We start from the raw sequence: 22,265 nt of genomic DNA, 5'->3' as shown, positions 1-22,265 counted from the left end.
TCTATTTAGTTGTTCTTTGAGGTTGCTGCACACTCAGCGGCATCTCCTTACGAAGCATCTTCCCAGCCTGACCTACCAACCACAAATAATGGTCTGTTCCCAATTCTGTGTCTATGGGCAGGAAGTAACTTTGGCCTATAGGAACCCTTTTAGCACATTTAAAGATCGCCGTACCTTCGTCTATTTCATCAAACATCGCTACATAGATCATCCCTGCTCCGGCTTGGATAGCTCCCGACAATTGCTTCCACAGAAAGTTACCTTTATTACGGCCTATCTGTGTAGTATGCATGCCTTTCAGGTTCTTCCATGTAAAACCGGGGAAAGCCAAAGGTGCATAATCTACCTTTTCTTTTTTAGCCCATTTCAGATCTTCCTTGATTTGTTCGTGGTAACGGTCGTAGTTTGTTTCATTGTAACGTCCTACAAACCAAGGCATGATGATGTCGCATCGCCGGATCAACTCATGTAGTTTAGCGTCAGGAGTTGTGTCACCACTTAGTGTTCGCCAATGTGTAGGCACACCCAGCATAACACTAAAACCTTTCGACTTTAAGCCTGAGATAATAGTCTCAACCTCATTCAGACCATAATTTCTTTTATCATTAAAGCCAACTCCCCATATCGTAACAAGTGGCTTTCCATTATGATAAAGATAGGAAGGGTTGGCTTTATGATCTTTCAATGCATGTTTCGCTGCGATTTCGTCTATATCGTTAAGTATCATTTGTTCATCGCCGGGGCGCATGCCGCTTAAATCGTACATTACACAAATGGCTCTTGAATATTCATTGGCCGATTTCATGGCCGAAGCCAGTACGGTATTGAAGTGATGCTTCCCACTATTGCCTCTGATTTCACTGACAAAGCGTTGCATAAATACCCCGTCAATGCCATATTCTTTCATCCAACGGAAATGAGTACGTACGGTTGATTCATCATGGGAACTAAACACATAGGCAGGTGAGCCATCGGCCAGTACAAATGCTGTTTTATATGTTTTTTCATATTCCGTCACATCAGGCCACATATCTACCGAGCATGAACCGGGACGAAAACCTTGCCGCCCTTTGTAATGATACCATCCGCGGTTGGCACCGTCATCAGGGGCGTTGAACCACCCCTGATAACCTGCCATTACCAAACCTTTGTAAGAGTTATACTCTTTCTTACCGGTTTGAGCAGAAACACCTATTGAAAACAGTATTAAAGTTAGAATTAAAGATATTACTCGCATAGTTATTTTTCTTCTGTTTATAAAGGACGATATGCCACATCCTTACCAAAATCATAATTTGGTGTATCGCCCATCGTTATTTTAAGTACGCCACCCGCCATGATGTCTTCGTGATTAATATAAGTATACGGATGAGGCTTTCCATTTAACTCTACCTGTTGAATATATATATTCTTTGCAGAATTATTTACCGCTTCTACCGTAAAGGTCTTTCCGTTATCAAGGTTAATAGTCGACCGATCAAACACCGGACTACCAATCACATACTGACCCGTAGCCGTGAAAACCGGATAGAACCCAATGGATGAGAAAAGATACCAGGCCGACATTTGACCGCAGTCCTCATTGCCAATCAGCCCATCGGGTTGGTCATGATAGAAATCTTCCATAATATAACGAACCAAACGCGCCGTTTCCCACTGCTGCCCAAGATACGTATACAGATAAGCAATATGATGACTTGGTTCATTGCCATGGGCATACTGCCCGATGATACCGGTTAAATCAATCAATACATCTTCATCGTCTGTTTCAAGCGTAAAGAAGGTATTTAAGCGATCAAGGAAAGCTTCCTCGCCACCGAGAAGTTCGACCAATCCTTTAACATCCTGTGGTGCAAGCCAAAGGTACTGCCAGGCATTGCCTTCAGCATAATCGGCAGCCCACGGGCGGATAGACTTTATCGGATCAAATACCGGATTCCAGCTACCATCGGCCATTACTCCACGGAAGAAACCAACTTCCTGGTCATAGTATAGCTTATAGTTCTGCGCTCTTTTCCAGAAATACTCATAGTCTTCCGTTTTGCCCATCGCTTTAGCCATTAAAGCAATGCTTGCATCGCCAATAGCAATTTCCATAGCCATCGCTACCGGACGGTTGGTCATGACATCCGAAGGGATGGGTTTCAGTTCCCTCACGCAATCCAATCCGCGGATATCACTCATGGCAGTTGTTTTCAGGGCATGAAATGCTTTCTCCGCATCAAAGCCGGTATATCCTTTCAGGTAAGCCTCGGCAATGACCTGGAAACTACTCATGCCTACCATCGTGCCGGTGTCATATCCATTCAGATGCCAGATGGGAAGATATCCTGTTTGGTCAAATATAGCCAGCATGCTATTGACAAAGTCATTCACTTTGTCGGGATTTGTAATCGTAAAAAACGGATGTGCAGCCCGGTAGGTATCCCACAATGAGAATATGGTATAATTATTGAAAGCTGCGTTCTGATGTACTTGCCAATCGGCCCCCCGGTAATCACGGTTATGGTCATTAAACAGGGAAGGATGGATCATCAGGTGATACATAGAGGTATAAAAGATGCGTTTATCTTTTTCACTCTTCGTCTCGATAGTAACCTTAGATAGTTCCTTGTTCCACTTCTCTTTAGCTTCGTGGACCTTCTTATCAAAATCCCAATTCGGGATTTCAGCCTGTATATTGGCCAATGCATTCTCCGGACTAACAGGAGAAATACCGACCTTCAACGAAATCTGGCCCGGTGATGTAGCAAAACTGATCAGTCCTTTAACGGCTTCACCTTGTCCTTTTGAAGCTGACAATGACTGGGTCTTTTCATAGACCATAAAGTCCTCTATCGGAACAGATGATTGAATCGCAAAATAGACCTGTTGCCTCTTGGCCCAACCGGACGAGAAGCGGTATCCTTTAATGGTATGGCTATCTGATAGTTCGATGTATGTATCAGTCGACCGGTCATTAATACCATCCTGCAAATCAATGATGATCCGCGCCTCCCGGCCTTCGGGGAAGGTATATTTATGATACCCTACACGCTGGGTAGCCGTAAGCTCTACGTCAATATTATAATCGTCCAGCTTTACGGCGTAATATCCGGGACGAACGGTTTCGTTGCGATGGGAGTAAAGGGAAGAATAGCCACTATACCGCTCTGTTTCCTTACCTTTTTCCAGTTTCACATCGCCCATATAAGGCATAATAAGGATATCTCCCAAGTCTCCGATACCCGTACCGCTGAGGTGCAGTTGAGGAAAACCTATGATAACGCTGTCACCATAGTTATAGCCGGAACACCAATCCCAGCCTTTATGGAAATTGGAAGGACCTACCTGTACAGCGCCAAAAGGAACACTGGCACCCACAAAGACATGACCATGACCACCCGACCCGATATAAGGATCGACATACCGGGTGAAATCCTGTGCCGGTTCCGTACACCCAATGGTACACAAGACAAACGAAAATAAAGCAATTATCTTTCTCATAGATTTACCAATTATCTGTCCGGAAGGGGGCTACCGGAATTCCTTGAATACTAAATATGCTTGGTTCGATATAGTTTTTATAGGCATAGCGTACGGCAACAGGTTCGGGAACCTTATCGCTCGATACAGCCAGTCGGCAAGACTTGGTTTCTATCTCTGCAAATGCAGGATAAAACACCCTGTCCTCGCCGGCTATTTCGAACCCTTCGAGTGAAGTCCACATGGGGCAAAGTCCTCGCGGAGCGTGATCGAAGTTGATATAGATCTTCCCGTCAACCTTCTCCATTGATTTGTATATAGGTGGTGCGTAAGCAAATCCTTTTAGTCCATATGTATGCCCTAACGCCCAGTAAGCCAGGCGATCTCCAACCGTCTTTTTATCGACCGGATGGATAAATACCGGGTGACCGACATCCATAGTAGTGACCATGCCGCTGTTAGGAATATCTTTCATGTTTTGGGTCTGCACTTCGCGCAAACGCGCTGCGGATGTCTTGTCGGCCCCTTCATAGTTGAAAGGTGCGATTTGTACGAAATAGAAAGGGAAGTCGCCAACGTTCCAACGGTTACGCAGATCTTTCACAAAAGCAGGCATCAGGCTTGCATATTGATCGGCGTTATCGCGATTGCTTTCGCCTTGATACCACAAGAAGCCTTTAATTGCAAAGTTTGTCAAAGGATTTATCTTTGCATTGTATAATACGCAAGGCGTAGCCGTAGGATTTTTAACCTCTGCATCATTATCGAGGATGGAAAGATCAATGTTAGTGAAAGGAGATATCGCCTCCCGGCTCATCCATGCTTCTACTTTAGAACCACCCCAACTGGAAATGATCAACCCCACGGGAACTTCCAGGACTTCTTGCAGATAGCTGGCAAAGTAATGGGCTACAGCACTGGTTTCGGCCACATGTTCGGGTGAGTTTTCATACCACTCTCCTATGCAATCTGTTTGAGGGGTTTTACTGAATTGACGCACCCATCTTCCATCTTTGGAGTCCATAATAAACATCCGGATAGGGGTTTTTGCCTTGGCTTTGGCTATGACATCGTTTCCACCCTGCATGGGTTGCCGGTCAAAACCACGCATGGGCATCTCCATATTCGATTGGCCGGAACAAAACCAAACTTCGCCGATTAATATATTTTTTAAGGTTAGCGCTTCGCCATCACTGATGGTTATTTCGTAAGGTCCACCGGCGGCGGGAGTAGAAACGGTCAACAACCACCGTCCCGTATTATCGGTCCGCGATTTATAGGTTTTCCCATCCCAGGAGGTCTTAACGGTAATAGCTCTGTCTTTTTCGGCTTCTCCCCAGAGCTTAACATCTGTTTGTTGTTGCAATACCATGTTATCTCCGAGAACGGAAGCTGGTTTAACTTTGGCACCTAGTGGTGAAAGGAACAGAAAAAGGAAGAATAATGCACTGATCAGGTTTCTCATTTTTTATCTGTTATTTGTTTAGTAAGCACACACTGTTTGAATGTTTGGTTTTGATGAGGGGGTGAGCACTTATAACACACCTTTAAAGCTTTGTTTAGTTTAAAGCATCAATAGAAGGCGGAACATCTTTGAGCGCTGCTCCCCATTGATAATTAGGCTTGTCGCCCATGACCAATACCAACGTAGCACCATTTATAATATCGCTATGAGCGAACCAGGGTTTATTCCATTCTTGCCCGTTCAGGGTAGCCGACTGAATGTACTTATTGTCCTCACCATAGTTCTCGGCTATAATCCGGAAAGTATTACCATTACCCAGTTTCATGGTAGATTCTTTGAATTGCGGACTTCCGATGTTATAGGCCGGGAACCCCGGAGTAACCGGATAGAATCCCATAGAAGAGAATACAACAAAAGCAGTCATACCACCACCATCTTCATCGCCGGGAAGACCCATTAAATCATTGCGGAACCACTGTTTAAGCAACATGGTGATTCTTTGTTGTGTTTTCCAGGGCTGACCGGCATAATTATAAAGGTATGGAATATGCAAGCTGGGTTCGTTGGCCATAGAGAACTGCCCTACATTACCTGTATGATCGGGAATCTGTGCATAGAAAGAATACTTTCCTTTTCCCAATGGTGTACGGAACATATCGTTGAGGTTGGAGATGAATTTCTCTGGTCCATTCATCATGTTGATTAGGTCGGCAATATTATGTTGAACATCCCAACGGTAGATCCAGGCGTTATTTTCTCCGTAATATTCACGGGTTCCTTGTCCACCGGAATAACGATAATCAAACGGTTCGATGAACTTGCCGTTCTTGTCTTTGGGGTGGAAGAACTGGGTTTCAGCATTATATACGTTGCGGTAGTTATAGGATGCATTAAGGAAGTAGTTGTAATCATCCGTTTTGCCCAGTGCCTTGGCGATCTCGGCCAGACACCAGTTATCGTAGCTATTACCGAGTGTCAAAGAAATAGCCTGACGTTTCTCAAAAGAGTGCACAGCGCTACAATATTCTTTTTCGTCCGGGTACAAAGCCGGATAGTATCCTTTTTCCCAATAGAAATCATCCAGTTCACTGTTGGGCACTTTCACCCAAGGCAACAGCGATTTATCGCGGATGGCACCACGACAAGCATTGTAAGCCGCTTCAAGATCAAAACCTTTAAGTCCTTTGCAATAAGCATCCCACACCATAGCTACGGCATGGTTCCCGTTCATACGATGACTATCACCGGTTACTTCGGGGAATGTCGGCATCCAGCCTTCTTTCGTTTCCTGAGCCATGCGGGTATAAGAAGTAATCATGGCTTCTTCCATTTCAGGTTCAATCAGGATGCGTAAAGGGTGCGTAGCACGGTATGTATCCCAAATCCAGTCGTCGTTATAGAAAGGAATACCGCCATCGTTGTGAATCTGTCCATCGCCTGCACTGTAGTAGTGACCGTCTTCGGAAAGATTAATCATACGTTCATAAGTACGGTAAAGAGAAGTGTAGAATACTGCTTTTGCATCTTCGTCATCTCCTTCTACTTTAATTTTACCTAGCGTTTCATTCCAGATATCACGTCCAACCTGAGCAACCTGATCTACATTATAAGTATTGATTTCGCGTTGCAGATTCTTCTTTGCCTGCTCGCTGCTGATGAAAGATACGCCATAGCGAAGATTAATATTACTTTCCTTAAACTTAAAGGCGATAGCCGAACCTTCTTTGACTGTGCTTGTACTGACGGGTGTTTGCTCTGTCTCCAGGTAAAGATAAACCTTGGTCGGTCCTTCATTAATTACCTGGTAACCGGAGAGCATGCCATCGCCTTGCAGTGATATTTCACCGTTCCGGGTATTGATAACAATGAAGTTATCTCCCTTTTTTTCAAATGCCAGGCGATATATACCCGATTGATGAGAAGGAGCATAATCAACAGCAATCCGGTCATCGGAAAGATAAACCGAATAGTGGTAAGGTTTGATCTTTTCCAAGTCGTATGCGTATTTTCTGATAGGAGTCAACTCCGCCTCTGTACCGGTGAGCGGACTAATATTGAATGCCGAACTTCCTCTGTGGCTGGTCACGATAACCGGCAGCCCGCTGATTTGGTCGGTAGTATAGTCGGCACGCTCCGGATAAACCCGGAGCATGCTGTTTGGTAAATGCACCGTTGGATACGTTGGCACCAACAAGTGACTGATATTACCTATGTAAGGATTGACATAGTCTACCGGAGATTTTACCTCTTTCTGGTTCTCATTACAGGAGTATAGTGCAAGAAATGCACATAACAGGAACAGGGACTTTAGCTTTGTTTTCATATTTTTCAGTCTTATGGTATTAGTTTATTATTCTGCTGCTACGATATTGAAATAGTTAATATCTATATTGCCCGACACAATTTTAAGTGTCACATCATATTCGCCTTTCGCATCGAAAGTAACCGTTCCTGCATCTACCGTTTTCCATTCATTGTTTGTAGAAGGCAATTGTATTTCAGCACAGTCCTTTCCACCTACATTAAAGCAGACCTTTGCGGCAGCGGCCGACGCATAACGCAGTTTAAATGTAGATGCTTTTGCACGGAAAGGTAGTTCTTTCCATTGAAGCCATTCGCCATCCGAAGTATGGGTTACACACCATCCTCCGTAGGTATCTGTACACTTCTTCACATCCAAATCTCCTTTACGGAAAAGATTACCGCTATTTCCTGCGGTGTTGTCTTTGTAATAATCGCAACCTTCAGCCTCGACTTTAAGATTTGCAGGGTATGCGTTTTTAGTATATCTCCTGACCATATTGATTCGCTGGTTAGGATAGTCATAAAACTTGGTATCCGTACTCCTCCACAATGCGGCATTTTCGCGTACATCGGTAAATCCTTCAATCAATATGATCTGCGATTTCTGTTTTATTAATGAGCTTAATGCTTTATCCAACAGTTTTCCATGATCGGCATCGAGAAACATTTTATTTCCTTGCTTGTCGTTCGTTGAGAATCCGGGAACAGCCACACCAACCGTCAAATCATTATGTGTACGTGCCGAATAAGGCTGATTCATAGTGAACCAATCGTTGATGCCATCCACAACCGGATAATATACGGTACGATCTCTATCATAAAACGATCTGTCCACAACCAGGAATGGATCAGCGCCGAATTCTTTCTTGAAATCCGCACGGATACGCTTAAGTATCACGGATAACTTTCCACTGTAATTGTCCTGACCGGCAGGGTTCAGGAAGTTATTTACGCTCCAGAAGAAGATGACGGGGCGGCCATCGTATTTTAACAGGTATTTATCGGGCACCTTCTGAAAAGCGATTTTCAGGTTATAGTCCCAAATATATTTGTATACGCCTCCCTCACCATCCAGATTATCTAACGGATAATCATACTTACCACTCTCAATCAGGGAAGCATATTTATCATATAAATCAAGGTTTCTTGCAGCTGCCCATGAAGCCGGGCAGTCGTCGAATATAGCTACCTTAAACTTATCGGCAACTCCACGGCGTTCCATCGCTTCTATCAGAGACGGTAGCCGGGTAGGATCACCATGATCGGTATATTTTTTAGGATCGGGAAGTATTCCTCTGCAATTGGCCATAGCATAATCCATGCCGCTATATGCAAATTCCTCGACCAGGTTATCCCACCATTCGTCTTCCGTATTAGGTGGTGTAAATAAGGATAGATTATAAAAGGTAGTATTCTCAGTATCCTTTATATCTGCCGTCCGTACACTCTTATCAAACCCGAATAATGAACCTACGAGACATTCGTGTGGTGGTTCTACAGGTATTTCAGGATCAGGTTTGGGGTCCGGATCAGGACCCGGATCGGGGATATTATTGTCATCGCCCGAACAGGCTATGAATAAAAAGCTCATCAAGAGCAAGCTGTACTTTGTTAGTTTTTTCATTGATATTTAATTTATGGTGTCTATATACTACTTTGCACTATTTAGATAAATAGTGTAAAGTGGTATATAATTAGCCCATTTATTGGATAGAAGTTTTTATCATATTCACCAATAGCTTACCTGCAATCGGGTCTGTTATCGCCTTTTCAGTACACATCGTAGAAACCATTGCTTCGCCTTTACCATCTTTAATTTGCAATAAAGTGAATCCTCGCATGGCACCTATCCGGTTAACACGCTCCTGTACAGACTTCTCATCCAGATAGGCATGTATTTTCATTTGCCCGGCCAGTTCTATCACGTTTTCATTGCGATTAACGATAAGCGTTGCATTGCAAGCTGTTGGTATTTCGCGTTTATTATTATTAAAGTACCGTAATTCCAACATATCAATATCCTCAAATACCGGTGCATCATTACGTTCCATGAATACAATATCGCCTTCGGTCGGGATGATCCAACCCGCAATGTACTTGGGGTAAATCTTCTTCACACTACCTTTACTGTTCAGAAAGAGCAGTTTGCCCCCTTTGGCCTGATAAGAACGAATCAAATCTTTTTCCTCGTCCGTGCAATCTTCTAAACCGGATATAACACATAAATCGGCTTTTAGCTTCGTATCCAGCATTTCTTTTATGGTCGAAACGGTCTGGTAGTTTATGCGAAGGAAGTCGAATGTTTTTCCGGCACCGTCTTTGTCCAGCAATACTATTTTCTTGCTGTTCTGTACTTTATCTATGTTCCATGTTTTCTGAACGAGTAACAGATTATACTCATTCTCAGATACAGGCAAACCATTTTCTGATAGTTTCAACACCAATTTAGCTTTCACCTTATCAGATGGCAAAGAAGCAGGAATCTGAATTTGTGGTTCTATATACTGCCGCATATAATGCTTCACAGCCGGGAACTCTTCGCTACCCGAAGCCAATTTTCTGCCCGTTTCATCCTGTAACTCCCAACGAAGCAGTGTGGGTTGCAAGTCTGTACCATCCTCTTTATCGTTCACTACATAGAAACGGGTGGAGAGTTTTTCGCCGGCATAAAGGTTGCGTCCCCAAAGTTCTGCACTAACCAATACAGGCTGCATTGCCCGTTTCAAGGCGTAATAAGTAGGGTATGGTTCAATATTTTTATAATCATATACCTGACGGAACCAGGTGAGCAATGCAAAGTGCAAAGTACCCGAACCCTGATCATTCGAACGACGGAAAGCCTCGGCCAATTCGCCTGTAATGAAAGCCTGCGTATTAAGAAATGATTTCGGATCGGCAAAATCATAACATTCATAACCAATCAACGATTGCGGATTCTGATGAATCAACTGATAAGAACGGGTCGGATGACCGGTTTCATTGTTCGGATAACCGGTAGACATTTCCTGACTGATCAACGGACGGCCAGGCATCTTGTGTTTCTGAAACTCACCATTAAAGAAACGGAATAGTGAGTAGTCATACCAGTTGTAATAGCCGTGCACATCATCTATGTCGCCATCGTCTACAGTTGCCATAAATTCCTCACCAAATTTTTCTTTCTTTCCTTTGGAGAAATAGTTGGAGTCGAAACTGATAGGACGTGTCGGATCTATCTTACGCATTTCCCGAACTACATCGGAAATGATGTGGAACTTTCTTTTGGCGCGCTCAAGATCGTGGTCATTATCATAGAATTTCATCTCATTGTTTATTGTCCAAAAAAGGATGGATGGGTGGTTGCGGTACTTTTTCAGTAAACTCAGATATTCCACTTTCCACATTTCAATCAACTCCATAGCGGGCATTGTTCCATGAATCATAAGCCATGACCATGTACCTTCGAAACTGACACCGATACCGTTTGCATCCGCAGCGTTCATCCATAGTTTATTATACGGAGTGGTGTGAGTGCGGGTAACATCAATATGACCTGCCTTCATCCACTGATAAAATGTATTGGCCAGATTCAAATCGTTAGGTGCTAATGCAAACGGAGTATGATTACCACCACGCAGGCTATAACGATGTCCATTTAACCAGAACAATCCATCTTTTACTTCAAAAGTACGGAAACCGGAAGTGACGATTTCCTGATCCAGCTCTGCACCCTTGTCGGCAACCAGACGGAATTTGAAATCATACAAATTGGGATGTTGTGGAGTCCAGAGACGAGGTTTCAGATCACCCACATTATAAGTGTAGAGTTGCTCTTCGCCCGGTTTCAAGGTTAGTTTAGATAAAGACAGGGCGGAATAAAGTACGCTTCCTGTTTCTTTATCTATAATATCGGTATACAGGTTAAAACCTTGTTTCTTGTCGGCATGATTCTTAACAGTTACATCAAATGTGGCTCCCGTTAATGCAGGCTTGATAAATACGTCTTCTACTTTCACATGGTCGGTTATAGTTAGTTTCACCGGCTGCCAAATACCCGCCGGATTATCACCGTAGAAACCGTGGGCCATTTCTTTTAATATATTATTTGTCAGGTTAGTCTTTGTATCATGCACTTTATCTTCTTCACGAACCGAAGAATAGTAGAAATCAATCGCTTCATTGAGATCATCTGCCGATGACTTTGAATCATCCAGTGTCCGTGCAACTTTTACTGTCACCAGGTTTTTACCGGGTTTGAACAGTTTGCTTCCATCTGCCTGAAATTCACCGAACATACCTATATATGCAGCAGCTAATTCACCGTTAATGTACACTTCGGACGCTTTAGATACAGCATCGAAAGTCAATGTCATATTTTTGCCCTCAACGCCTTGAGGCAGTTCCACCCACTGGCGGTACCATGCATATTTTACTCTTTGATAATCAAAAGTATATCCTTCGCAACGATCCGTTTCCTGCTGATAATAGGTATCCGAAACACCTTTTGGCTGAGGACCATTGGGCGATGACATGGTTTCGCCGTGCAACCAGATGCGGATAGGCGTCCAGAAGTTAGGAACACTCATCACATGCCAATCCTGATCGTTTGTTTCTGCGGAAATAGCTTTGTTTTTATCATTTAACTGGTAATCGGGCATGAAAAGCCAGTTCCCATCCAGGGAGATATCGGTGCGGCTCTTTGCCAACTGATTTACTGCAATGCTTTTATATTGTGCCCTTTCGAGTTGACGCTTCTTCTCCTTTTCCTGAGGTGTGGTCACCTTTATGTATTCTTCCTTTTTTACATTATTCAATGCATCTTCGTTCATCGGGGTGATGACCAGATCATCGAATTCTGTTTCAATCCATCCTCCACCAAGTGTAACTTCACCTCCTGGAGCCAGAAAGCCATTTCTATCCACTACATCAATGCGTGGCAGCTTCTCGTCATTAAGGAATACACGAATGCGGCTACCGCAAACTTCTACTTTTATTTTATACCATTCGCCCGGTACGGGGTGAAAACCAAGCGGACGAACACCCATAAATTCATCTGTACCCAAGTATCCCATCCGGGTCAGATAGATATCATCCTGCAAACCACCTTTAATACCTAGTATATAACGATCAAAACGGTTGTGGGCACGAAAACCGGCCCAGATCTGTACTTGTTCGGCATCTTTCGGTGCCCTTGCTTTAAAAGAAACGGAATAGTTTTTCCATTCTGCATTACCGAAACAAGCATAAGCTGACTTAGAATGGAGAACACCATCCGCTATATGACAATCTCCTCTACCTATTACCTTTAATACTTCATCCTGCTTAGAAAAATCACTTATCCACGTTATTTGTTGCGCATATCCGGACAAGGATATCAGTGTATATATACCTATTAGAAGTGTTATATATATATGTTTCATGATATTATATCTAAAATTTAATCTTTTTACCTTAAAGCGGATAGGTCTCGTAGAGGTGGTTCGCGAACCACCCCTGCAGAACTCTATCCTTAAACTAATTACCTGTTAACTGATCAATTTACCTTCACATCAATTGTTTTGATGTCTGTAAAATTATACTTCTGATAGGTATCTTTACAACGGGCACCAATTCTTACCCAATATTTCATGGAATACTTGATAGCAAGTTTAGACGTCAATTCTATTTCCTGTCCCTCCATTGCAGCAGTAAGCGTTAGGTTACCAGGCGTATAGTTAGGATCTCCCTCTGTACCGCAATATTGCGTACGGGATATCCACATACATGCGTCCTGAAGATCAGGCTTGTTTTGTCCGGCTTTCTCGTTACGTTTGAATTTGAATGAAGCTTTCAAAAAGCCATCTGCGGTCATATAAGGTTCTTTCACCCATTCCAGAGAGAGATAAGGAGTTACGGTAAAATCTACAGTTGTAGTCTTTCCGTTTTTCAACTCTACACTTTTTGTTTCTACATCCGGGTAGAATGCACCTTGCCATGGAGTGACATCATAGGTTCCTGCAAACAGTTTTTGATTTACGTACGATCCGTCCTGAAGCATATTCAAACCTTGTGGGAGAACCACTATAGATTCATCTCCATTGGTAAAGCTTGTTTCTACAACTCTCATCTCCATACTTCCCTTACTCTGTGCAGTTTGGAAAGGTTGTCCGTTATGATCGGTAATCTGTCCGGCGATCCCTGCTGCCGGAGCATCGTAATTATCTTTCTCGCACGATGTTAACCCGACAACAAAGGCTAATGAAGCCAATATAGCAGTAATCTTTTTCATATTTATATTCCTTTTCATCATTAATATTGATCATTTTGTTCCAGTAATGGATTAGTTTTGAGCTGACCATCAGGAATTTTATCGTAATAATTCTTCGTTGCAAATGATATAGCACCCGTAGCATTTCTGGCAACCACACGTGTATCATAAATATACTTACCTATCGGATTACCTGTCTTGTCATCCGTATCGGCACCTTTGGCAAACAAGAAGGGAGCAAGCATTCTACGACGATAATTATTAATTTGCTCGTGGTAAGTAAACCAACGGCGCAAGTCCCAATATACTGAATGTTCGAAAGCCAGCTCTTTATAGCGTTCTACGCGAATAACATGCAAACCTTTGTTAGGAGCAAATACAAACGAGCACTTTCCGGTACCTCTTCCATTAACGATCGGAGTATCAGCCAATTCGGCAGTGCTGGTCAGCAGATTAGCACCTGCTCTTGTGCGAACCTTGTTAATGCAAGTCATAGCATCCTGCAACATATCCTTTCCGGCGTAAGAGGCTACTCCGTTTTGACCTAACTCAATCGCAGCTTCTGCACGGTTCAGCAATACTTCTGCATAACGAATATCAATCCAGGTTTGAGTAGAACGGTGCATCTGAGTTTCAGCTACGCTCCAGTTCAGGTTAATCCATTTCAAACCGTGGAATCCGGTCAATGTATTATTACCTGTGCCCGTATTAGGTCCATCCTGTCCATTGATATATACTTTTTTACCAGTAGAAAGCGTTTCAGGAGTTTGTTTGCGTGGGTCTTCTGTAGAAGTTTTTACATTATTCTTAAACCATGGATTATTTGTCCAGTTGGTAGTAGTTTGTCCATCATCGGCAACAAACTTAGCTATCGGAGTAGACGGATCAATATTTTCCTTGATCAATCCGGCGCGAATATCCAGTGTAACACCTTTGTAAGTTTCGCCAGGCATCATGACGGAACCTTTCAAACGAGGTTCTGCATTGGCAAACAGTTCTTTCTCATCGTTATATACAATGTAGTTACCATTGGCATCGGTTGTTTTCAAACGTCCGGTAGCGGGATCAAGGGGTAGTCCGTCGAACAATTCTACCCAGTCCAGTGTCACATTATAACGGTCGCCATAGTCTGCGGTCATACGTGGAGTACAGTAAATGTGGTCAAAGCTATGCACATTGTTATTGATTTCGTACTGACGGGTAAAGATGGATTCTTTACTTACATCAGCTTTCATAAAGATATTGCGAAAGTTTACAGCTTTGTCTCCATCAGCCTCATACAATGCGTATCCACCGGCATCTACAGCTACAGCTGCATCAAAAGCTTGTTGAAAATAGTTATTGGCTTTACTTGCAGGGATACCACACAGCTGAACACCATCTTTACTATAATCGAACAGTTTACCGTAACGAGCTACGGAGCCGGCATAAAGAGCTACGCGTGATTTGAATGCTGCTGCGCCATATTTGTTGGCACGTCCCTGAACGATTTTAGCATCCATATTCTCCATAGCGTAATCCAAGTCTGCCAGAATAAAATCAACACACTCTTCATGGCTGTTACGTGCTGCCCATAAGTCAGCATCATTACCTGTACTCTCTTGCGGAATTTCGATAATAGGCACACCACCATAACGTTTTACCATCGCAAAATAGGTGTAAGCACGAATAAAACGAGCTTCGGCAAGCCATTTTTCGGCACCTGTCAGTTGTCCAACGTAGTTAGGTAAATCCTGAATGAGCACATTGGCCTGACGAATGATTTGGTAGCCTTCTTTCCAGTATCCTTTTTGTACAGTGTACATATCGGTTTTGTTACGGTTCACCGTTTCTCCGGTGCCCAACATATCCCATACGATATTATTCCAGTGGAAGAAGCCCTCGTGACCATTCTGATCGGTTGTATTAAAGTCTTCCATTGGCAAGCGGCCATACAAACCCGCCATATAAGCGGTTATACCTCCTTCGTTATAGATATCCGAGCCTGAAAGAATATTCTTAGGAGGAATATCCAGATCCTGGCATCCTACAAACATACCGCCCAGTGCGATACTCATTATTATTGTTTTCCAATTTTTCATAATACGTTCTCTTTTTTACTTAAAATGTAATACTTGCACCAAAGTTATACGATCTGTTCAACGGATACATATATCCATACTGATCGGCAGGTTTCTCAGGGTCTACCCCTTTTACACCTGTGAAAGTAAGCAGGTTATAAGCATTCATATATACTCTAAGATTTTGTACGCCGGCAAATCTCAACCAGTTTTTGGGTAAAGTGTATCCTATTTCGGCCGATTTCAAACGTAGGTAATCGCCTTTCTGGATCATAAATGTTGAGTTAGCATCCGGCGCTTTAGCACCATATGCATAATAGCCCGAAATCCATTTTGTAGAAGGATCGTATGGATCTTGCTTCGGATCAACCGGACGCCATCTATCCATTAACAAATCCAATGCATTGCCTTCCCATAATAACGGTTGTGATAATTGTTCGCCATAAGCAACATATGACATCGCCGATCCCTGGAATACCATATTGAAGTCAATTCCCTTCCAGGCGCCACCCATAGTGATACCGTAGTTCATCAACGGATAGTTACGTTTGTTTTGGAAATCATCAATATTCGTATTTTTAGCTCCTACGGTTGTTGCAATAGGGTGCTTATCCAAGTCATCAATCGTTCCGTCACCATTCCAGTCTTCGTAGATATAATCGCCAGGTAGTGAACCGTTTTCACCGTTTCCTTTTCCTTTGCTTTGCGAATTGGCTATTTGATCGTAGTTTGTATAGCGGCCACCATCGCCCCATCCAAACCAGATGTCATTGTAGCGGTTGTAGTTGTTTCTATCTTGCCAGCTAGCATAAGAGTTACTTGCCGGACTCTTTTCCAGATAGCGGTTCATGGTACGAGTGAAAGAAACGTTACCGTTTACGTAGTATGTAAAGCTACCAATTCTGTTGTTATGACGCAATTCGATTTCAATACCTCTTGTACGGTCACTTTCCAAGTTCTCCTGAGGCATAGCGGAACCAAAGTTTCCGGGAATGGTAGAGAGGCGATTGGCCAGCAAGCCATCGCGGTTACGCTGGAATATTTCGAAAGTAAAGCCTAACAGGCCGTGCCACATATCGGCATCCACACCAATATTGAGTGTTTTCACGGTGTACCAGGTGATATTGGGGTTAGGAGCCGCACGGAATCCCAGTGAGTTGGCTACTTTACCGTCAAAAACATATCCCTTCGGGAAGTTACCCTGAGTAGCTCCGGAAGTATTCGGGTAGTTATAGCCTGTAACAAATTGGTATTCGGAAGCGCTATCATCTCCCATCTTACCGTAAGAACCACGTATTTTCAGGTTGTCTACAAAAGTAAGGTTGTCTTTAATAAAGGCTTCTTCCGACATTCTCCAGCCTACAGATGCACTTGGGAAGAATCCCCAACGACCATCTGACGGGAATTTGGAGGAACCATCGTAACGGAAAGCTACTTCGGCCATATATTTGCCTTTGTAGTCGTAGTTGAATTTACCTACATAAGATTGACTGGCTGTTTCTGTCAAACCGTCGGCATTGTTTGTACCCACTTGTTGATCGGAATCACCGGCAAACAGATAAGGCAGAGGGATAGAGAAGTTACGGATAGCCTGAATGTTATCGCCTTTGCTATGTCCTTCTTCGAACAGCAGCAAACCCGACACATGATGTGCACCAAACGTATTATCGTAGCTCAGCGCTGCCTGCCACAATGTGCTCCAGTTATTGCCATAATAGCGTTGCAGTTTGGAAGGATATTGACGGGTGTAAGGTGCATAAGTATCATTAACGGAACTGTAGGTATATTCATCATATGACAGGCCCCACTCGGTATTATCGGCAATGGTGTTGTCATAACTAAACAAACCTTTCAGCTTTAATCCCTTTACGTAAGGTATGGAGTATTCAGCTTCGAAAGTAGATTGGAACAGCTTGTTACCATTCTTCTTGTAACCTGACATATTCGAATCCATCATACCAACGGGATTCTCAATATTTCCACTTGGCTTAGCCAGATATTGCGGGTTGCCATTGGCATAGACTTCATCACTTGGAATGGAACGCCACAAGCTCTTGAAGATTCCCCAAGTGTCGTAATACGGACGCTCACGCTCATCAATCGTACCTGCCAGTTTTATAGAGAACTTCAGGTCTTTTGTAACTTGTGCATTGATGTTAGAGCGAATGTTGTAACGGTTGTAGTCCAAAGCATCCGATTTGAGGAAACCTTTTTGGTCCATGTAACCGAAGTTCACGAAATAGTCTACTTTATCCGTACCCCCACTGATCGAAACATTGTGTTGCTGTTGAGGAGCCGAACCTGCCATTACGGCTTTATACCAATCGGTAGATGTTTTTTCGCCATTCAGGTAAGGAGCAAACTGATCGTCTTCATAAGTTAAACGAGGGTCAGTTTGGTTACGCATGGATTTTTCGTTGAACAACGTCATACGATCTATAGCGCCAACGGGTTTCAATACTTCGGACGGGGTTTGAATACCATAATACATGCTATACTCAACCTTGGCTTTACCGTTCTTATCCCCTTTCTTGGTGGTGATCAGGATAACACCATTTGCTGCACGTACCCCATAAACTGCTGCCGAGGCATCTTTCAATACAGAGATGGTTTCGATGTCATTAGCGTCGATACGCTCGAAGTTTCCACGAGGTACACCATCCACTACGATCAGCGGACTGCCACCGTAACCACGGATATCGAAGTTACCTTTACCAAACTCGCCAGGCTCAGAGGTATTCTGAGTTACACGCACGCCAGGAATTTTACCGGTAAGCATGTTTTTAGGGTCCTGTGTTTTGGTTAGTGTCAGCTGTTCATTACTAATGGCCGAAACGGCGCCAGTCAGCGTGGCTTTCTTCTGTGTACCGTAACCTACTACGATAACTTCGTCGAGTTTCTGTGAGTCTTCCTGCAAAACAACTTTCAGGTTGGTTTCATTGGTAACGTCAACTGTTTTGGTTCTGTATCCAATGTAAGTAATGACCAATTGCTTGGTGTTGGCTGGTACACTGAGGCTAAAGTTTCCGTCGAAATCGGTTATTGTTCCGTGGTTACTGCCGGCCACCACACTGGCTCCAATAATAGCTTCGCCCAGCTCATCGGTTACCGTACCTTTAATGGTTTTGTTCTGTGCCTGAGCATAATGAACAAAACTAACGAGAAATAACAGCATTGCGAATATTCGCATTGTTCCCCGCAATGGTCTAGGATGTGAAACCATTGGTTTTGATTTATTAATAAGGGTTATTTTCATGAAATTAAGAGTTTATATAATTAAAATAATTACAGTTTTCTATCGTATTATATCATTTGATCCGGGTATGTTATGCATGATCAAAGGAAAGAACGATCTTGCTTAATTAGGGTAAAGGGAAATGTTTCACATAGTTTTAAAGATTTCATTATAAGTTTTACAATTTTTCAAATAAGCTATTACAGCATTCACTCAGGTTACTTTTACGTAATTTTAGAATTGACCGGTCTTCTAAATATCACTTAGTTCAGTCCGAGGACGATTCCATTAATCTCATTTAGCCATACTACTTTATTCTAATTTAAGGGCTAATGAGAATCATATGAAAGAGCTTAGCCAGAGTCCACCTTACAGGATAGGGAGAATAAGTTTTGTAACATTATTTCCCTTTTGATTAATTTCTTCATAATATTAAATTCAAATTAGAGAAAGATTAAAAATCTACTTCAAGATGTGACAAATGTATCTGCAATAAATTACCTTATCGGTTAATTTATTATTAATTTAATAAATAAAGGATGAAAAAATATCGCATGACGTTACTTTTTTTTACTTATTGAAAGAAAAACTGTTTTTACTTGCCAATCAAGCCCCTAAAAAGAGATTCGTGAGGTATTGATTTACCGGATTGCAACTCGAAAAAATGATAAACACACCATATAATATAGGGACTTATTGTACAAAAATACCGAAACAAAAGGTTAACATAGCGGTTAATTAACTCGATATTGCCTCTATTTCAGAGATATGAATACTCCATAAATAAAAGAGATACACTAATGCGCTTCTTAGCATATATTGATTTGTATGTTTTGCTCCTTATATTCAATGCATGCCACTAAGAGTTTTTTGATTATCTTTTATTAAAGCAAACAACTAGATGTACATGAGGTTAGTAACTAGATGTACAGGTAGTCAGTAACCAGATGTACATCTGGTCATTTATATCTCTAAGAGATAATATCAGAAGAAAAGAATCAAATAAAAGAAAGAAAGTATCTGAAAGAGAAAAAGCCACAGACAGGAGCATAAAAACTCCTTATCTGTGGCTCACACCTTATTTACCTTATTATATAACTAATACTTCTGAAAAACTTAATACCTTGCTAAACTAATATCTCACTAATCTATAAAATCTGAAAACGACCTTTTAACCGTATATCTTGGGAAGAAGTGCCTACCTGTATCTCAAAATCTCCCGGTTCAACGGTAAACTTATTATTTATATCCCACAAGCCCAGGGCTTGCTTGGTTAACTCCATTTTTATTTCCTTTGCTTCGCCGGGTTCCAGAGTTACGCGCTCAAAACCACGGAGGACTTTGGTGTATGTGGTCACACTACTGTATTCATCGCGCAGGTAGAGTTGCGCTACCTCATCTCCCTTTCTATCGCCTGTGTTTTTAATGGTAAACGAAATAAGGACTTTATCATCAGCGGTTTGTCCCGTCTGCTCAATTTTCAGATTACCGTATTCAAATTTGGTATAACTGAGTCCGTATCCAAACGGATAAAGTGCGCCATACACCGCATAAGGCGATGAAGCATCGGAACCTGGTTTGAAAGGGAAAGCAAAAGGTATCTGACCAACGGATTTAGGGAAAGTTACAGCGAGTTTTCCGCCGGGATTATAATCTCCAAACAGCACTTCGGATACGGCCTGACCGCAGAACTCGCCGGGAAACCAGGCATGAACAATGGCCGGAATATGCTCTTGTGCATAATTAATGGTAGATGCACGTCCATCGAGCAAGACCAATACAACAGGTTTTCCGGTTGCTTGAACAGCTTTCATCAAATCCATCTGACGGCCGGGAAGATTGAGATCGGTTCTTGATTTATCTTCACGAACAGTAACCTCAGAACCACCTAAAACCAGAATAACAACATCCGATTCTTTTGCGGCTTGTACTGCCTCGTCAAGCATTTGTTGCTCTTCCGTATTTAACGGAGCAGGCAGAATTTCACTTAATGGATAGCGATTATCTACTATTTCGCAGCCTTTGGCGTATTTAATTTCGGTTGCAGGAAGATAGGTTTTCAGGTATTCGCGTACCGTAATAATATCAGCATTCGCCGGTCCGTAACGGCAGATTAGTTCCTGCTTCTCGTCGGCATTGGGTCCGATCAGGGCGATTCGCTTTGTTTCTTTATTTAATGGTAACAGGTTGTTTTCGTTCTTCAGTAAGACAACAGATTGTCTTGCCGCATCCAGCGAAACAGCTTTATGTTCGGCAGAATGAACTACTTTATCGGCCAGTTTCTGATCGCCTTTATATGGATTATCAAATAAGCCTAAGATGAATTTCACTCTTAAAATATCGCGAACCCGGTCATTTACCGTTTCCATAGATACCTTTCCTTCTTCAATGGCTTTCCGTAAGGGGAGGACAAAGTTTTCGGGGGGAGTAAAGTTGGTGCGGATATTCAATCCGGCATTTACTGCCATTGCCGCAGCATCTTCGTCGGTGCTCGCTACGCGATGCTTGGTTTTAATAAACTCAACGGCTTCGCTATCTGAAACGACATAGCCTTTGAAGCCCCACTCGTTGCGAAGGATTTCCGTAAGGAAATAGGGACTTCCGGTTACGGGAACGCCGTCATAATCATTATATGAGCTCATCACGCCCAGTGCGTTTGATTCCTGAAAAGCAACGCGGAAGGGTTCGAGATATAATGTTCTCATTTCGCGCGGAGCTACATGCGGATCGGTACGGGTAGCACCATCGCGCCCGCCAACAGGAATACTATATACCGCAAAATGTTTAGGGGTTGCAACCAGTCCTCTCTTCTGCAAGCCTTCAATCATTTGTTTTCCGAGTTGCGAGACATGGTAGGGATCTTCACCATAACACTCAACAACTCTTCCCCACCGTGGGTCCTGAGCGATATCTAATATAGGAGAGTAGATATTGGTATAGCCCAACGCCAGTGCCTCGGTCGCTTCCACCTCTGCAATGCGTGCTATTAATTCCTTGTTCCACGTAGCCCCCTGACCACATTGAGCCGGAAACATGGTAGCTCTGTCATGACATAATCCGCGAATACCTTCATTGGTAAAATCTACGGGAATACCCAACCGGGTTTCTTCAACAAACCAGCGCTGGATGGCTTGACGGGCATCAACAGACTTACTATACGGGTACGAATACTCGGAGCCGAATGTTCCAAGTCCGTTATGTTGCTCGTCGATATTACCGATACCATCTTTCCACAATGATGTTTTCCATTCCGGTGTAGGAAGTGGGTCTTTCAGCACTCTTCCGCTACCATAGAGTGTTACCATCTGGACGGTTTTCTCATCCAGATTCATAAGTGAAAGCAGGTTTTCTATGCGGTCTTCAATCGTTGCTTTCGGGTCTTCAAAAACATCCTTTACACCGTTTTTATTGAAGTCGATCCAATCTTTCTTATAGATGGAGTTTTTTTTCTGTGCAACGCAAAGGGTGGTTGCAAAAAGCAGGAGGATAGCAATAATGTGTCTCATATGA

The 22,265-nt window shown here is 42.8% G+C and carries 10 protein-coding genes; all 10 read right to left on the bottom strand.

Annotation, left to right across the window (positions count from 1 at the left end):
* Window position 1: 1 nt before the first annotated feature.
* The 10 genes from D0T87_RS07125 to D0T87_RS07080 all read right to left on the bottom strand — a co-directional run bounded on the left by D0T87_RS07125 (window position 2) and on the right by D0T87_RS07080 (window position 22,261).
* The gene (locus tag D0T87_RS07125; RefSeq protein WP_163174230.1) at window positions 2-1,237 is read right to left on the bottom strand and encodes a glycoside hydrolase family 71/99-like protein; all 1,236 of its coding nucleotides are present in this window, start codon (window positions 1,235-1,237) and stop codon (window positions 2-4) included.
* A 17-nt stretch (window positions 1,238-1,254) separates the two neighbouring features.
* Complete coding sequence (locus D0T87_RS07120; protein WP_163174228.1) at window positions 1,255-3,486, bottom strand: GH92 family glycosyl hydrolase; 2,232 nt, start codon at window positions 3,484-3,486, stop codon at window positions 1,255-1,257.
* A 4-nt stretch (window positions 3,487-3,490) separates the two neighbouring features.
* A complete protein-coding gene (locus D0T87_RS07115; RefSeq protein ID WP_163174226.1) occupies window positions 3,491-4,930 on the bottom strand; it encodes a sialate O-acetylesterase in 1,440 nt (479 codons plus the stop codon).
* Window positions 4,931-5,024: 94 nt separating this feature from the next.
* Window positions 5,025-7,253: a GH92 family glycosyl hydrolase gene (locus D0T87_RS07110; RefSeq protein ID WP_163174224.1), complete on the bottom strand. Its 2,229-nt coding sequence runs from the start codon at window positions 7,251-7,253 to the stop codon at window positions 5,025-5,027.
* Window positions 7,254-7,280: 27 nt separating this feature from the next.
* Window positions 7,281-8,858 carry a DUF5010 domain-containing protein gene (locus tag D0T87_RS07105; RefSeq protein ID WP_163174222.1) on the bottom strand — a complete coding sequence of 526 codons (1,578 nt, stop codon included), beginning with the start codon at window positions 8,856-8,858 and terminating at the stop codon, window positions 7,281-7,283.
* A gap of 79 nt (window positions 8,859-8,937) precedes the next feature.
* On the bottom strand, window positions 8,938-12,633 hold the full coding sequence (locus D0T87_RS07100; RefSeq protein ID WP_163174220.1) for a glycoside hydrolase family 2 protein: 3,696 nt from the start codon (window positions 12,631-12,633) through the stop codon (window positions 8,938-8,940).
* A 113-nt stretch (window positions 12,634-12,746) separates the two neighbouring features.
* On the bottom strand, window positions 12,747-13,481 hold the full coding sequence (locus D0T87_RS07095; protein ID WP_163174218.1) for a DUF3823 domain-containing protein: 735 nt from the start codon (window positions 13,479-13,481) through the stop codon (window positions 12,747-12,749).
* A 20-nt stretch (window positions 13,482-13,501) separates the two neighbouring features.
* Window positions 13,502-15,541, bottom strand: a complete 2,040-nt coding sequence (locus tag D0T87_RS07090) for a RagB/SusD family nutrient uptake outer membrane protein (protein ID WP_163174216.1) — start codon at window positions 15,539-15,541, stop codon at window positions 13,502-13,504.
* Between the two features lie 19 nt (window positions 15,542-15,560).
* Window positions 15,561-18,710, bottom strand: coding sequence for a TonB-dependent receptor (locus D0T87_RS07085; RefSeq protein WP_239063534.1), 3,150 nt, complete (start codon window positions 18,708-18,710; stop codon window positions 15,561-15,563).
* Between the two features lie 1,193 nt (window positions 18,711-19,903).
* On the bottom strand, window positions 19,904-22,261 hold the full coding sequence (locus D0T87_RS07080) for a glycoside hydrolase family 3 N-terminal domain-containing protein (protein ID WP_163174212.1): 2,358 nt from the start codon (window positions 22,259-22,261) through the stop codon (window positions 19,904-19,906).
* Between the last annotated feature and the right edge of the window lie 4 nt (window positions 22,262-22,265).

Source organism: Bacteroides sp. 51, from assembly GCF_010500965.1.
Lineage (GTDB): Bacteria > Bacteroidota > Bacteroidia > Bacteroidales > Bacteroidaceae > Bacteroides.
Note: the sequence above shows the minus strand (reverse complement) of the source record. Positions and strands in the feature narration are given on the sequence as shown.